The sequence below is a fragment of the Geobacillus sp. 47C-IIb genome, assembly GCF_014679705.1.
Lineage (GTDB): Bacteria > Bacillota > Bacilli > Bacillales > Anoxybacillaceae > Geobacillus > Geobacillus thermodenitrificans.
This window is the reverse complement of the sequence record NZ_CP061473.1, coordinates 3,333,888-3,349,500: the sequence shown is the minus strand read 5'-3', so window position 1 is coordinate 3,349,500 and position 15,613 is coordinate 3,333,888. Positions and strand designations below refer to the sequence as shown.

The following is a 15,613-nucleotide window of genomic DNA, read 5'->3' as shown; positions in this document are numbered from 1 at the left end:
AAAAGGGTGCCCCGTTAACTAGAGACACCCCTTTGACTACTTTCTTACCCTTTGACAAAGACGGTTTTGATGGCAGTGAAAAATTCAATGGCCGCCCGTCCTTGTTCCCGTGAATGGGAACTGGATTGCTTCATGCCGCCAAATGGCGCCTGAAGTTCGACGCCGGCGCTTTCTTCGTTAATCCGCACGAGCCCGGCCTCAATCTCTTGAATGAACGTTAACATCTTCGCAATATTTTGGGTAAAAATTGAGGCGCTGAGACCAAATGACGTATCATTTGCTAAGGCTACCGCTTCTTCAAACGTATCCACTTTGATCAAAGCAAGCACCGGCCCGAAAATTTCCTCGCGGGCGATCGTCATGTTCGGAGATACGTTCTCAAACACCGTCGGCTCCACATAAAATCCGTTGCCCAACTCCCCGCCATCCAATCGGCGGCCGCCATAAAGCAATGTCGCTCCCTCTTCGATCCCTTTTTCGATATAATAAAGAACCGTCTCCAATTGCTTTTGGCTGGCGCATGGCCCCATCCACACGCCTTCTTCCAGTCCGTTGCCGATTTTCAGCTGTTTGATCTTCGCTAATAGTTGTTCTTTAAACGGTTCATATATGGAGCTCTGAACGAAGATACGGCTTGTCGCTGTACATTTTTGTCCCGTCGAACGCAGTCCTCCGCTAATCGTCGCTTCGACTGCGCGGTCAAGGTCAGCATCCTCAAGCACGATAACCGGGTTTTTGCCTCCCATTTCCAACTGATACTTTGCCCCTCTCGCTACGGCCTTTTGGGCGATCGTTTTGCCCACTTCGTTAGAGCCAGTGAACGTGATCGCGTGAATATGCGGATGCTCAGCAATGGCGTTGCCGATGACCGACCCTTTGCCGGCCACGAAATTCAACACGCCGGCTGGCACCCCTGCCTGATCAAAGCACTCGACCACCTTCGCCGCGGTGACAGCCGTTTCTTGCGCCGGTTTAAATACAACCGTATTGCCATAAATGAGGGCAGGGGCGATTTTCCAAATCGGAATGGCGACTGGAAAGTTCCACGGTGTGATCACCCCAACCACTCCGAGCGGCACACGCGTCGTAAACATGAGTGTTTCGCTGTTAGTGGATGGAATGACCTCACCAATGTGCCGCATCCCTTCCCCGGCATAATAGCGCAAAATGTTCACTCCCCGCTGCACTTCTCCTTTCGCTTCCGGGAGCGTTTTTCCCATTTCCCTTGTCATCGTTTCCGCAATCTCATCAAGTCGTTGTTCAAGAATGTCAGCCGTGCGGAACAAATACTCCCCGCGTTTTGGGCCGGACAACTTCCGCCACGCCGCTTGGGCTCGTCTCGCTGCTTCCACCGCAGCGTTCAGGTCCTCGATATTGGACTGCTGAACGTAGCCGACAATATCGCGAATATTGGCTGGGTTGATGCTCGCTTCAATTTGATTTGTGGAAGAAGGAGTCCATTTGCCGTTAATATAATTCAAATAGATTCTTTCCGTTCCCGCTGTCATTGTACATTCTCCTTTCCACTAACGTTATCGCAACTACTAGCAACCCCCGAAAACACGTTTCCTTTGACATCACCTAAAAAAATAAGAGTTCATGATTTCACTATCATACTACTATGACCAAAATGTTTTTTAAATTCAGATTTATTCAATGGCATTTACCATCTTGACAGAGAAAGCGACAAATCATCATCTGGGTTAACGACAAAAAACCGGCCTCCTCAAAACAAGGGAGGCCGGTCAGGATGAATCCGTGTCATCTTAATCGTGGAAATTCGTTCCGTCTGTGACTTCTTTGACGATGCCGGCGCGGATGACAAAATCGCCGAAGTGTTCACCGTCAAGTCGTTCTTTTGCATAGCGGGCCAAAAGGACGCGCAGTTCGCGCAAAATTTCTTCTTCACCGATATTTTCTCGGTACAGTTTGCCAAGGCGCGTACCATTGAATGCGGCGCCGAGGTACATGTTGTATTTGCCGACCGCTTTGCCGACGAAGGCGATTTCGGCGAGCACGTGGCGGGCGCAACCGTTCGGACAGCCCGTCATGCGGATCGTGATTTCTTCGTCGCGCAAGCCGTTTTCATCGATGATTTCCTCGATTTTATCAAGCAGTTTCGGCAAATACCGCTCCGCTTCCGCCATCGCCAGGCCGCATGTCGGCAGCGCGACACAGGCGAGCGCGTTGCGGCGCAAAGCGGTGTACCGTTTGCCATCGGTTAAGCCATACTTAGCGATTAGCGCTTCAATTTCTGCTTTTTTCTCGCTTGTGACATTGGCGATCACTAAGTTTTGGTTCGCCGTCAGTCGGAAATCGCCGGTATGGACTTTGGCAATTTCGCGCAGGCCGGTCATCAGCTTGTAATCGTCATCGTCTTTGACGCGGCCGCCTTCAACATAAAGCGTAAAATGCCATGTTCCATTGACGCCTTCAACCCAGCCGTAACGGTCGCCATTATGCTCGAAATGGTACGGGCGCGCTTCGCCGAGCTTCCAGCCGAGACGGCGTTCAATTTCCTCTTTCACTACTTCAAGGCCAAGCCGGTCGATCGTGTATTTGAAGCGGGCGTTTTTACGCACCGAGCGGTTGCCATAGTCGCGTTGAACCGTCATAATTTTTTCTGCCACTTCAACAACTTGATCCGGCGTGCAGAAACCGATCACTTTAGCGAGCTGTGGGTACGTCGTTTTGTCGCCGTGGGTCATCCCCATGCCGCCGCCGATGGCGACGTTAAAACCGGCGAGTTTGCCGTCTTCCACGATGGCGATCAACCCGATATCTTGCGAGAATACGTCGACGTCGTTGGACGGCGGGACAGCGATTCCGATTTTAAATTTCCGCGGCAAGTACGTCGGGCCGTAAATCGGTTCTTCCTCACCGTCGACTTGCGGCGTGCCGGCCACTTTTTCGTCATCCAACCAAATTTCATAATACGCCCGTGTCTTCGGCAACAAATGGTCGCTTAACAGTTTCGCCCATTCGTACACTTCCGCATGCACTTCCGATTGGTATGGGTTCGGATTGCACATGACGTTCCGGTTGACGTCGCCGCAGGCGGCGAGCGTTGTCATGAGCGCGCCGTTAATGGCTTGCATCGTTTTTTTCACGTTCCATTTCAAGACGCCGTGCAATTGGAACGCTTGGCGCGTCGTTAACTTCAACGTACCGTTTGCGTATTTGCGGGCGATTTCGTCCATGACAAGCCATTGCTCCGGCGTTGCTACCCCACCTGGTGTGCGAACGCGAATCATGAATTGGTATGCCGGCTCGAGCTTTTGTTTTTGCCGCTCGGTACGCACGTCACGGTCGTCTTGCAAGTAGCTGCCATGGAACTTCATCAGCCGGTTGTCATCGTCCGGAATGCCCGCGCTGATCGGGTCTTCCATCGTTTCGGCGAGCGTGCCGCGCAAATAACGGCTTTCCCGTTTAATGCGCTCGACATCGCTTGGCGGTCCATCCGGCGCTTTTAACACGACTTTCGCCATTTCGATTCCACTCCTTCTTTGAGATTAATAGACGTCACGTTGGTACCGTTTTTGTTTTTGCATTTCGGTCAAATAAGCTTCCGCTTGCTCGCGGCTCATACCGCCTTCTTTTTCAATAATATCGATGAGCGTCTGATGGACGTCGCGCGCCATGTGCTGCTTGTCACCGCAAATGTAGACGACAGCGCCTTCCTCGAGCCAACCGAACAGCTCTTTGCTTCGTTCAAGCATCCGATGTTGGACGTATACTTTGTTCTCCGTATCGCGTGAGAAGGCGACATCCATTCTTGTGAGCACGCCGCTTTTCAGCCACGCTTGCCATTCGGTTTGATACAGGAAGTCAGTCACAAAATGCTGATCGCCGAAGAAAAGCCATGATTTTCCGTTCGCTCCCGTTGCTTCACGTTCTTGCATAAAGGCGCGGAACGGAGCCACCCCCGTGCCCGGTCCGATCATAATGATCGGCGTCGACGGATCTTTCGGCAGCTTGAAGTTCGGATTTGGCTGAATAAAGACCGGCAGCGTATCGCCGATTTGAATACGTTCGGCACAGAACGTCGAGCATACCCCTTTGCGCAGACGGCCGTAAGACTTATAACGAACCGCACCGATCGTCAAATGCACTTCATCCGGATATGCGGCTAAGCTGCTCGCGATCGAATACAGGCGTGGCGGCATTTTCCGCAAGATGGAAATGACTTGTTGCGGCGCAGCGTCCCACGGACCAAAATCGCGCAGTGCATCGAGCAAGTCGCGGCCTTTGGCATATTCTTTTAATTTTGTCTCATTGCCCGGGGCAACAAGCTCTTGAAGCGCGCTGTTTTTCGATAGCGGCGCCAGCTTTTGCAGCAGCGCTTTCGTCAAAACGGTAATTTCAAAATGGGACGTGAGCGCTTCTTTCAGCGAACGCACTTCTCCGTCCTTGTCAATCGTCACTGTTTCTTCCGGGTTCCATTTCATTTCTTGGATGACAAGGTCAACAAGCTCTGGATCGTTTTTCGGGAAAATGCCAAGCGCATCGCCCGGCTCATATTTCAAACCCGATCCTTCAAACGACAATTCGAGATGGCGCGTTTCTTTATTCGATCCGCGACCGTTTAAGTTAATGTTTTCCAACACCTCAGCTAGGAACGGGTTTTTCCGCGAATAGACGACAGCCGGCTCCGCTTTCGGCGCCGCAGCCACAGCCGACAAGAGCGGAGCTGCTCCACCGTTGTCATTTGCTTGTTTGCTTAACTCACCAAGAACACCATCGAGCCATTTCGCCGCCGCTTCTTCGTAGTCGACATCACAGTCGACGCGCGGATAAAAACGCTCTCCTCCAAGCTCCTCCAGTCGCTTATCAAAATCTTTCCCCGTCTGGCAAAAATGCTCATATGACGTATCGCCGAGCGCTAAGACGGAGAAACGAAGATGATTTAGTTTTGGCGCCCGCTTACTGTGGAGAAACTCGTAAAATGATACGGCATTATCCGGCGGATCGCCTTCCCCATGCGTGCTCACGACAATGAGCAACGTCTCCACTTTCTTTAATTCGTTCGGCTTAAAATTAAGCATGGACAATACTTTCGCCTCAAAACCGCGCTCTTTGAGCGCCTTGCCGGCTTTTTCAGCCAACTTTTGCGCATTGCCGGTTTGTGAACCGTAAAGAACGGTCACTTCTTTCGAAACCGGCTTGCCGCCCCCGGCAAACAGCGCCGGCGCCTCGGCATCGAGAACGCCCACCGCGGTCTCGGCAGCGGCCAAATACCCGCTCAGCCAAAACTTTTGCGACGGCGTCAATGTCGGCAACAAACGGTTCAGGAGCTCGATCTGCTCCTGACTAAACGGACTGTTAGTTACTTGCAGCTGCAACGTGTCCACCCCTCAATATAAAATAGAATGATGGCGGAATTCCTTCCTGACTTTTATCGGTGTGGCCGCCAAACATCCATTATTCCTATAAAACAAGTAGACTTTAAATGCTATATTATATTTACACTTTACCGCAAAACAAAACATTAGTAAAATAAATATAAATTATTAAGACTATTAATATTTCTAATCAACTTCTACACCTAGATGGTGCCATCGCGGGCAGGGGGAATGAGTATGTACTATGACGAATTAAAAACGTTTATTACGTTGGCAGAAGTGAAAAATTTCACAAAAACAGCTGAAATCCTTCATCTCTCCCAGCCAAGTGTCAGTTTGCACATCAAAAATTTAGAAAAAGAGTTTCAAACAAAACTGTTCATCCGTTCCCCGAAACGGCTGCGCATGACGCCAACCGGCGAACTTCTGTATGACCGCGCCAAACAAATGATGGCACTCTACGAACAGACGAAACAAGACATTTTAGAGCATCACCACTCGGTGAAAGGCGAATTAAAAATCGGGGCCAGCTTTACGATCGGGGAGTATATTTTGCCGCTGTTTTTGCTCGACTTCCAACAGCGCTATCCGGAACTTGAACTTGAAGTCATGATCGGCAACACAAAAGAAATCGTCGAGCTCGTCCGCTCATACCAAGTGGATATCGGTTTGATCGAAGGACAAACGAACGATAAAGAACTGTCCGTTCACCCGTTCATGCAGGACGAACTTGTCATCGTTGCTTCAAACTGCCACGAATTGGCACAAAAAGAGGAAGTGACGATCACCGATTTGCAAAACGAAACATGGGTAGCACGCGAAATCGGTTCCGGCACACGCGAATATTTCAATCACTTTATCCGTTCAAACGGGCTAAAGGTGAAGTCGCTGATGATCATCAGCAGCAACCAAGGCATTAAAGAAACGTTAATCAACGGCAATGCCTTGTCCCTCCTGTCACGCAGCGTCGTCGCCCGCGACATCGAGCACGGTCACCTGTCGATTATCCGTCTAAAAAACCCACCGTTTTACCGGATGTTTTCCTATATTTATTCGCCGATCATGGAAAACAAGCAAAACGTTCGCATTTTCCTTGAAACGTTGCAAACCAACTGGACTGGCGCCAACAAATAACAGAAGGGCGTGGTCATTGATGACCCGCCCTTCACACTTCCATCTCCCCATGGCGGACGTGTGGCATTTCGATTTGAATGGTTGCATGGCGAATGTGGAAGCGGGCTTCCACCAGATCAATCGCCTGCTGCAAAATCGCTTGGGCATCTCGGCCATCTTCAATGAGCAGATGGCAGCTTAACGAATCGAGACCTGAGGTGATCGTCCAAATATGCAAATCGTGGACATCTAGCACCCCCTCAATGCCTGAAAGCGCCGTTTTCACTTCTGTCTGGTCAATGGCGACAGGCGTTCCTTCCATCAAAATGTGCACCGTCTGCCGAACGACAGCGAACGCACCTTTTAAAATCAAAATGGCTACCAACACGGAAATAAGCGGATCGGCCAAATACCACTCAAACAGCCACATGATAAGCCCGGCCCCGATCGCGCCGACCGAACCTAACGCATCACCGAGCACATGCAGATACGCGCTGCGGACATTGACATTCCCCTTGACATCGGCTTTGCGCATTAACACCCAAGCGCTCACGAGATTCGCCAACAACCCAACGGCAGCCACCGCCATCATCGGCCCGCTCGCTACGTCAGGCGGATTCACGAACCTCCCAACCGCTTCCCAAATAATCCAGGCGGCAATCACCACCAATGTTACCCCATTGACGAGTGCGGCTAAAATCTCGAACCGATACAATCCGTACGTTTTCTTTGGAGAGGCAGGCTTCGCCGCTAACCATACTGCCATTAGACTCAACAGAAGCGAAGCGGCATCGCTAAGCATATGCCCCGAATCCGAGAGAAGAGCAAGGCTATTCGTTACAAGCCCGCCGACAAATTCAAGAACCATAATACTCGTCGTTATGCCAAGGGCGATCGCTAACCCTTTTCTATTTCCTTCTCTGCCATGGTGATGATGGCCATGATGATGGTCGCAATGGCCGTGCGCATGGTGGTGCATAAATCGACTCCCCCTCACCGGTGTTGTGCATGGTCAATCGCCTGCTTTAACAACGAAATCACATGGTCATCATCGCAAGAATACACCAATGTCTTCCCTTCGCGGCGGTATTTGACGAGCCGCAACGTCCGAAGCAACGCCAACTGGTGGGAAACGGCCGATTGCGACATGCCGAGCACTTCCGCGATATGGCCGACATGACACTCTTCCTGCGATAACAAATACAACATTTTAATCCGAGTCGGATCCGCTAATGCTTTAAATAGACGCGACACTTCATCGACTGTTTCCGCTTCTAAAAACAGATGATCTTCCGTTTTCACTGCCATTCCCTCACTCCACACAAATTAATATATGAGCATATGTTCATATATATGCATTATATGCCTCATTTGTGCTCTTTGTCAATGATGGACCATGAAAAAAAGCGGGGGACATCATCCGCCGCTTATCATTGCGATTTCTATTTTGCATGCAGCCATGGCACGGGAATCCGCTACGCCGTTATTTCACCTTCACTGCCGTCCCGGTCGCAATGCACATCATCATGCCATCACGCAATGTTTCAAAATCGAGATCAACGCCAATGACCGCGTTCGCCCCGAGCTTCGTTGCTTTATTCACCATTTCGCGAATGGCCAATTCTCTTCCCTCGGCGAGCTTACTTTCATACGTCCCACTCCGCCCGCCGATGATATCGGTAATGCTGGCGAGAAAATCGCGAACGACATTGGCACCTAAAATGACTTCCGCCGCCACAATGCCTAAATACGCTTCAATTTCTTTTCCTTCAATCGTATTGGTGGTCGTAACAATCACAACAATGCCCCCTTGCCTTTCGTCATAAATAGATAAAGCGCGTGATTCTATTATACTACTTTTCGCCGTCAGGCGTCGCCTGCGAATTTGTCCGCGGCGCAGCCGGCGCTGTTTGGGTTCCGTACAACAACAGCTGGGCGATGCCGATAAAATACTCCGATTCGCGAATAATATGGTCTAACACGACTTTCGCCGTCGGATTTTGGGCGACGGCCGCACTTTTCGTTTTCACTTGTCGGCACAATTCGATGAATTGAAGACTTTGTTGCAAGCAGAATGAAACGAAATGGAGCACTTGCTGATACAGTTGTTCCGGAACATAATAACCGACCCGGATCACCGATTCGATATAGCGGACCGCTTGTTGGTGCGTAACCGATAAGGCCTCTTCCCACTTCTTCAACACATCTACATATCGTGCTTCCAATCCGGACACAAGCTCGCGAATCACTACTGTATGTTCCTCCTCTTGGTGCTTCCAAAATTCAATTTCATCCAAAATACGCAGCGGCATATGTGGGCCATAATAAAATTGCATACTCTCTCCCCTCCCTTGCCTTCTCTCTTTTTTCAGTGTATGGGCAAAGCGGCAGGGATATGCGCAATGATCAAAACAATGACGCCTTCCTGTTCACTACTAAAACGAGCTCAGCAGCACCCATACAGGACAGCTAGTGAACCGTTCATGTTAAGGAAACGCCGCCAAGCACGCGAAAGCGCATAGATTCAAAAACATTGAATGCCGGTAACGTTTTGAACAACTTTATCGTTTTTATTAGTGTAAATATTCCGGCCGGAAAAAAGGAGTTACGATGTATGGTTCATATAAATGAAGACAGCTACGTCAATTGGATTGAACAGCTATGCCTTTCGACTTGGGAATCGGTTTACCGATTGATCTATTTTAAGGTCCAAAACCGCGAAGAAGCCGAAGATATCACACAGGAAACGTATGTCAGAGCCATCCCATATTTACAAAAAAACCGCGTCCCGCCTGATAAACAGATGGCCTTTCTAAAAACAGTGGCCTTGAATATCATCCGGGATCGCTGGCGGCAGCACCAACGCCGAGGAACGACAGCCGATTTGGAAGCCATCGCTCCAAAAGAAGTGGCCTCCGAGGATCCTGCGGAATGGAGTGTACAGCGCATAGCGATCGAAAAAGCATTAAATCAACTCAGCAAAGAGCAACGCACCGTGATCGAACTGAGAATCATAAAAGGATATTCTGTCGCTGAAACCGCCCGAATCATGAATAAAAAAGAAACAACCATTCGCGTGATGCAACATCGGGCATTGCAAGCGCTTAACCGCATTTTACATGACGAGACGAAGTGAAGGAGGAGTCTATCGATGCACGACAACGAACGCCGCTTATCCGATTATATTGACCAGTTGAACGCCGAGAAAAAACCAAAAGAGCATGAACATTCAGCGGCAGATCCCGAGTTGCAAGAGCTGTTTCATACCGTCAGGCTCGTTCGCAGTCTCAGGGAGCCTGCCATGCCGGAGCGGAATTTTCCGGCCAAACTGGTTCGTACAGTTACTGATCAGCTAGTGCCGACAAAACCGAAAAAGAAAAAACGGGCCTGGATGGCCAGCATCGTCGGCATCGCTGCTGTGCTGGCCCTATCGCTGCTGATGCATATCGTTTCACTTTTTGACCAACCCAACATCGTAAAGGCGATGGAAAAAGCCTTTCAAGACGTCAACGCCTACCATGGATTTTTGGAAATTGTCGAAACGAATGCCCAAGGCAAGACTACTACACAAGCCAAATTGGAAATTTGGGCCGACAAACAAGGTCGCTATTATATACAAGAACTAGAGGGTTCAAATAAAGGATTGATTACCGTCAATAACGGGCAAACGAAATGGCAGATCCATCATTCCGAAAAACAAGTTCATCGATTTTCTGCCTTTCCGGATCCGTACCGTTTTGCCTTTGAACTTGGGAACGAAATCAAGGAAATTAAACAAGCCGTATCAACAAAGACCATCGGGGAAGAGAAGGCAGCCAACCGTCCATCTTGGGTTGTTGAAGTCACCCCGCAAGGAGGAGAGCCTTATCGGATCTGGATTGATAAGGAAACACATCTTCCGTTGCAAAAACAATATGCGATGCATCATGGAATCCAATATAAAATTACGTACACAAAAATCGAATGGAATGATGCGATCCCTGAAAAACTACTAGCTTATCATGTGCCAAAAGGATTTCAAGAAATCAACCAAAACCCAGAACAAATTGTCGCCAACATCGGTGAAGTCAATGAGATCATCGGATTTCTGCCTGACGTAATCAACCAAATTCCAGCCGGTTATGTCCAAGATCGCATCGCGATCGTACCCGACAAAAAACTTGTCAAAATCTATTACCGGGCATCGAACAAAGAGATCGTCATCATCCAAGGAAAAGCCACCGGCAAATGGAAACTGGCCCCAAACGCGATGGTCGGGAAAATCCATCAACAGACCGCTGAAATTCAATCACCGGTTGTGGAAGAGGCAGGCGTGCTCGGGGCAGGAGGATCGTATGCCGGCCTGACGGACCTCCATTCGATTCGCTGGCGGCAAAACGGGTTCGAATACGCCGTCATCGGCCATGCCGATTTGGAGGATTTAGTCGCATTCACGAAAGAGCTGACAAACGGTGCTTTTGAAATGCCTGCAAAAGAGGAGCCATCCTCGTCCAAACCAAAAGTGAACGTTCCTGTTGACTTGGAGCAGGAAAAGAACGATCAAAAAAGTGTGGATGCGGGCAGCTCGCCGTGGAAACTAGATCCTGTGTTTGTAGCCCAAGTATTTGTAAGCCTGCAAATGTCTCCTGAAGGGATTACCGGAGACTACCCGATTCGCTATGAAGACTTGCGCATCGTTCAAAACAATGGCAAGGAAGCCGTCGTGGAAGTGAACGCCGACAACGCGCCTATCAAGCGCGTATACTTGAAACGGCTGATCCGGCAAGACGCGACAGGCATATGGACAGTGGTGGGCTACGACCCTGCTTCTTAACCTTCTCCCCCACTTTCGCTTGAAAGTGGGGTTTTGTTTTTGATCAAGATGGGGGACAAACACCTTTCTTTCTGACATCAACCTCCAATGTTCCCGCTGTCCATTCCGACAACGAACAAGCCTATAAGAGGAGAACTATGAGAGAGGGCCGAATGCGGCTCTTCTCCATTTTAAAGGCATCCCCCTTTCCCTTAACCTGTACCATATTGCGTTCAGCTTTTTCACAACCGATTTGCCATTCGTGTCATGTAACTACGGTCCGTCTCAAACGTCTACAAACATATCCGGGTCCCAAAATAAAATCTCAGACGACATCATTCGACAGGGATATATTTTCATCCTTCCGTTGATGATGATTTTTTGCCCCATGAGAGTCTATATATCAAAATCGATACAAAAGCAACCGTATCATATTTCTAAAATTTGAAATTCTATACATTAAAGCATAAATGAAACGATATTTTAACGGGAGTTGACTAATAAATGTTGATTCAAAAATCGATAAGTCCGCTATTTTTTTCATCTTTCCATTCAACTGATCAACTTCATTCGTATCATCAACAGCCCATCGATGTTCGGCGCCTATCACCTCTTTTAAAGATTCCTTCCCAGATTCTATAGCAAATGAGTTCATCACATCAAATGCAATCTGTCCATGAACAAAATGATTCGTGAGTCGATTCAACAATGTTTTTACTTCTTCAACTGTAAACTAGCACATTATTTCAGAATCCCTTTTTCAAATTATTTCAGGCGGATTCGGAAATAATGTGCAAAATTTTTGCGGATTGTTCCGGATTTTGCACATTCTTTCGGAACGTTTGCACGCTCTTTCAGATGAAGATTTCCAGCGCGCCTGATGGACCGATGGAAAAGAAAAAGCACAAAAGAGGCCGATTCGGCCCCTTTCATGCTAATACCCCATTTCCTCTGCGGCCATGCGCACCACTTCTTCGTCAATGGCGTCCTTTTTCAGCTGATACCCGTATAACAGGCACGTCGTGGCCAACGTGTTGATCACCCGAGGCCATCCCCGCGACTGCAGGGCAATCGCCTCTAACGCCGATGGGGTGAAGATCGGGTGCTTCGCCCCGGCCTGTTTCATCCGATGCTTGATGTAGCCCGCCACCTCTTCCTTCTCCAGCGGCCCCATCCGGTATCGCATGATGATCCGCTGGTCGAGAGGGCGGTGCTGATTGAGCCGCAGCTTCCCCTGTAAATGGGGCAGCCCGGCCAAAATCAAGACAAATGGGTTGGTCGAATCCATCTCAAAGTTGAACAAGATCGCGATGTCCTGTAAAAATGCATCCTTCGCTAAATGCATCTCGTCCAAAATGAACACCGGCGTGATCCGCCGTTCATGATACAATCGCTCGATCGCCTGCTGGATTTGGCGGAAGAGGTCTACCTTGCGGTACTTCGGTTCCTCTCCTAATCCCAAGGCCAAACCACGGTAAAAATCCATCACGCCTCCGGTGGATAACGGAAAGTAGACGACATGATACAATGATGGATTCAATGACTCTTTCAGCGCCCGAAGGGCGAACGTCTGCCCGCCCCTGGCTCTCCGATTAACAGCCCGATCCCCCGGGTTCGTTTCACGTACTCCAGCGCCCGCAACGCTTCCTGAAACGGCGCCCCTTGATACGCCTCGGACGGGTCTGTTTCTTTCGCAAACGGCTCCCGCGAAAGGGAGTAAAACGATTTATACACCGTGTTCTCCCTCCTTCGCCGGAATCGCCGCAAACGGGGACCGATGGCGTTTTACATAGGCGTTGTCCTCCAAACGAACCCGAACGGCCTCCGCCACCTTCCTTCCATCTTCGTACACATAGACGCCCCGTTCGTCATAGCGGAGTTCAATCGATTGCCCAATGAACCGGGGCGGCACTTCATACAGCTGCTTGTTCAAGGTGATCGTTCCATCGGCTTTGACCTTGCGGTGCTCCCGCTTCAGAAAAATCGCATCCAGCCAATCGCTATCTTCGATGAACGACACGAGATGCACTTGCGATTGAAACACCTCATGCGGCGTTTTTCCGTCCAGCGAGGCGTGCGGTTTTCGATGATACTCCTCTTCAAGCCACCTCCAAAAGCGCTCGTTCAGCTCTTCGAGCGACTTCGGGGGATCCAACTCCAGCAGCGGATAAAACCGCGTCTGTACGGTGCGGAAGAACCGTTCGATTTTCCCTTTGCTTTGCGGGTCATACGGCTGGGTGTGGATGAGCGTAATTCCCATCTCGGCGCACGCATACTGCAGCACCTCGGATCGATAAATTTTCCCGTTGTCCGAGTAAATGCGCTTCGGCTTCCCGCAACGAAGCACCGCTTCCTTCGTGACGATCCGCAGCCCGTCAAACTTCTCCGAAGGGAAAAACTGCGCGTACGGCACAAACCGCGAGCAGTCATCGATATAGGCGATCAAAAACGTTTTCTGGGCTTTCCCATTGACTCGAATCGTTGGTCCATGGGATAAGTCCCCTTGCCAAAGCTCATTGATCTGGTCATACGCAAAGCGCTTTCGCTCCGGCATGGGCAAGATTTCTTTCCCGACAAGGTTGTGTTTTTTCAACAATCGGTATATAGTAAAGTAAGAGGTATGATTTTCTGGGATTTCCCCCTGCTCGATCAGGTGTTCGTAGAACACCGTCACGGGCATGGTGGGATGTTCTTTTCTTAGGGCTAAAATATGATCCTCATCATCGGGCGACAGACGCCTTGAGTGGCCGCGGTCCGAACGGCGCTTCGGCTTTAAGGCGTCAAAGCCCCCTTTTTTGTATCGGGTGCACCAATCGAGGATCGTCTTGGCTGCGATTCGTTTGTCGCCCTGGTGGGGAACATGGTGCACTCGCTCACCTCTTTCAGATACGTCTTCGGTTCCACCTGCCCATTCACCAACGGAGCGATTAGCCCGTACCGAAACAGGGCAATGTCGTGTCTCATCGACTCATCCATTCGAATCTCCTCCTTGTCTCACTTGGAATCAGGACCGTTCCGGTCCGTCTGCCCTTATCGTACCGGATCGCTTTTTCTCCGTCGATAGGAAAGGTTTGTGGGAACCTCAACTATTTCCAATTTAGGATATGTATGTAAAATCAGGATCCCATTTGATTCGCAAAAGGGTGTCGGAATCCGTCCTCCCACATGTCTCTGATGACCGAATAGAGACCGTGTTTCTCCAACGTCCGGATCCACCAGGAAGCCCGTTCCTTTTCTTTTTTCACGATAGGGCCTATGATCCTCCACCGCCTCGCAAAAAAGCTGTGAAGGTTTGATAGGTTTCGGCAGAACCGCCGGACATAAAAGATGATGCCGTCCTTTGTCGGGAGAAACGGAGCCCGGTTCGTCCCCTCGGTCAATCCCAACTGCTCTTTCACGACTTGCCATATGGCGGACAACGTATACTGAAAATACGGGAGGAGAAAGGAAGGCAGCACACTCACCGTCTTCAAGCATTCCCGACAGCGATACCGGACAATCCAAATGCGATAATCACCATGTGGGGTCAATGCGTTTCGCTCATAGTAACCGTGGCGGTGCAACGGGCGCTTGGCCCGGCAATGCGGACACTTTTTCAGAAGAGGGAAGTCGTTTTCTTTTCCACGCTCTGCATACGTTTGGACGTCAATGTCAAAGTCATGAAATTGAATCACGTCCTCCTCCCCCTCCTATGAACCGATGGATTTTCTCTTCCGAAATAATTCACAAAAAATTTAGCACATTCTTTCAGAAAAGGGGAGAGGGCTTTCTGAAGGAATGTGCAAAAAAATGGCTCTTTTGTTCCGAAATAAAGTGATAATTTACATTCAACTGTAAAATATTCCAACAGTCCTTCAGCGATAATCATTACTGGTTTATCGCTAGGAATCTTTTCTAACCATCCCTCTTCTGTAACCGAAGAGGCAATCATTTCATATCCGTCGCGATTTGAATAAAACTGTTTGCGTATTTTGATCACTTCGGGATAATCGACATCGAACCAACTCACATTCGATGAAGGATTTATTCTTGATACTCTCGTGTCAAGGCCACAACCGAGATTCAATACAGTGGCATTCGGGTGAATTTGAAGAAAGTCGGCCAACCATGTATCGAATTGTTTGGCTCTCACAACCATGAGATTGCCATTTGGAAAGCGATTGAGCTTCTCAAAGTCATAATCAATGGCATTCACTAACTCGGCCGATTTTTTATCATTCAGAATGGAATGCTTAGAGTGATAATCCAAAGCTTTTGCATACAGAGTAATCAGCAACGTTTCTTTTTCGTTTTCCAAATGAATGTTGTGAACCCCATCAGCTCTTATCTCCATAGTTAAATCCCTCCGCATACTTTTCACGTAGAA

At 49.3% G+C, this 15,613-nt stretch carries 12 protein-coding genes and 2 pseudogenes; 3 read left to right on the top strand and 11 right to left on the bottom strand.

Features of this window, described 5'->3' with window-relative positions:
• Positions 1–44: 44 nt before the first annotated feature.
• The 3 genes from gucD to IC804_RS16870 all read right to left on the bottom strand — a co-directional run bounded on the left by gucD (position 45) and on the right by IC804_RS16870 (position 5,342).
• Entirely contained in the window at positions 45–1,508 is a 1,464-nt protein-coding gene (gucD, locus tag IC804_RS16880) for an alpha-ketoglutaric semialdehyde dehydrogenase GucD (RefSeq protein ID WP_081157317.1), read from the bottom strand.
• Between the two features lie 258 nt (positions 1,509–1,766).
• Complete coding sequence (gene cysI / locus IC804_RS16875; protein ID WP_081157318.1) at positions 1,767–3,488, bottom strand: assimilatory sulfite reductase (NADPH) hemoprotein subunit; 1,722 nt, start codon at positions 3,486–3,488, stop codon at positions 1,767–1,769.
• Positions 3,489–3,512: 24 nt separating this feature from the next.
• On the bottom strand, positions 3,513–5,342 hold the full coding sequence (locus IC804_RS16870; RefSeq protein WP_081157319.1) for an assimilatory sulfite reductase (NADPH) flavoprotein subunit: 1,830 nt from the start codon (positions 5,340–5,342) through the stop codon (positions 3,513–3,515).
• Between the two features lie 237 nt (positions 5,343–5,579).
• On the opposite strand from IC804_RS16870, the gene IC804_RS16865 reads away from it, so the two are divergent.
• Positions 5,580–6,476 carry a LysR family transcriptional regulator gene (locus IC804_RS16865; protein ID WP_008879453.1) on the top strand — a complete coding sequence of 299 codons (897 nt, stop codon included), beginning with the start codon at positions 5,580–5,582 and terminating at the stop codon, positions 6,474–6,476.
• Between the two features lie 31 nt (positions 6,477–6,507).
• Here the strand turns inward: IC804_RS16865 and IC804_RS16860 are convergent, their stop codons facing one another.
• The 4 genes from IC804_RS16860 to IC804_RS16845 form a co-directional block, all read right to left on the bottom strand.
• Positions 6,508–7,434 carry a cation diffusion facilitator family transporter gene (locus IC804_RS16860; RefSeq protein WP_081157320.1) on the bottom strand — a complete coding sequence of 309 codons (927 nt, stop codon included), beginning with the start codon at positions 7,432–7,434 and terminating at the stop codon, positions 6,508–6,510.
• Between the two features lie 14 nt (positions 7,435–7,448).
• Entirely contained in the window at positions 7,449–7,757 is a 309-nt protein-coding gene (locus IC804_RS16855) for an ArsR/SmtB family transcription factor (protein WP_029760936.1), read from the bottom strand.
• A gap of 181 nt (positions 7,758–7,938) precedes the next feature.
• Positions 7,939–8,253 (bottom strand): YbjQ family protein, encoded by a 315-nt coding sequence (locus IC804_RS16850; RefSeq protein ID WP_029760937.1) that lies wholly within the window; start codon positions 8,251–8,253, stop codon positions 7,939–7,941.
• 55 nt (positions 8,254–8,308) lie between these two features.
• Complete coding sequence (locus IC804_RS16845) at positions 8,309–8,791, bottom strand: DUF2935 domain-containing protein (protein WP_081157321.1); 483 nt, start codon at positions 8,789–8,791, stop codon at positions 8,309–8,311.
• A 215-nt stretch (positions 8,792–9,006) separates the two neighbouring features.
• Here IC804_RS16845 and IC804_RS16840 point away from each other — a divergent pair, with 215 nt between their 5' ends.
• Together IC804_RS16840 and IC804_RS16835 are read left to right on the top strand one after the other, a co-directional pair.
• Complete coding sequence (locus tag IC804_RS16840; protein ID WP_223812840.1) at positions 9,007–9,591, top strand: RNA polymerase sigma factor; 585 nt, start codon at positions 9,007–9,009, stop codon at positions 9,589–9,591.
• 15 nt (positions 9,592–9,606) lie between these two features.
• Positions 9,607–11,268 carry a LolA family protein gene (locus IC804_RS16835; RefSeq protein WP_060475790.1) on the top strand — a complete coding sequence of 554 codons (1,662 nt, stop codon included), beginning with the start codon at positions 9,607–9,609 and terminating at the stop codon, positions 11,266–11,268.
• Positions 11,269–12,181: 913 nt separating this feature from the next.
• On the opposite strand, the pseudogene IC804_RS16830 reads toward IC804_RS16835, so the two are convergent.
• From IC804_RS16830 to IC804_RS16815, 4 genes and pseudogenes are all read right to left on the bottom strand, one after another.
• Positions 12,182–12,981, bottom strand: a pseudogene (locus IC804_RS16830) (ExeA family protein).
• Positions 12,974–14,223 (bottom strand): annotated as a pseudogene (locus IC804_RS16825) (IS481 family transposase). Before IC804_RS16825 ends, IC804_RS16830 begins: the two co-directional pseudogenes overlap by 8 nt.
• 140 nt (positions 14,224–14,363) lie before the next feature.
• Entirely contained in the window at positions 14,364–14,921 is a 558-nt protein-coding gene (locus tag IC804_RS16820) for a DUF6431 domain-containing protein (protein WP_087960120.1), read from the bottom strand.
• On the bottom strand, positions 14,918–15,580 hold the full coding sequence (locus IC804_RS16815) for a class I SAM-dependent methyltransferase (protein WP_223812839.1): 663 nt from the start codon (positions 15,578–15,580) through the stop codon (positions 14,918–14,920). Before IC804_RS16815 ends, IC804_RS16820 begins: the two co-directional genes overlap by 4 nt.
• Positions 15,581–15,613: the final 33 nt, after the last annotated feature.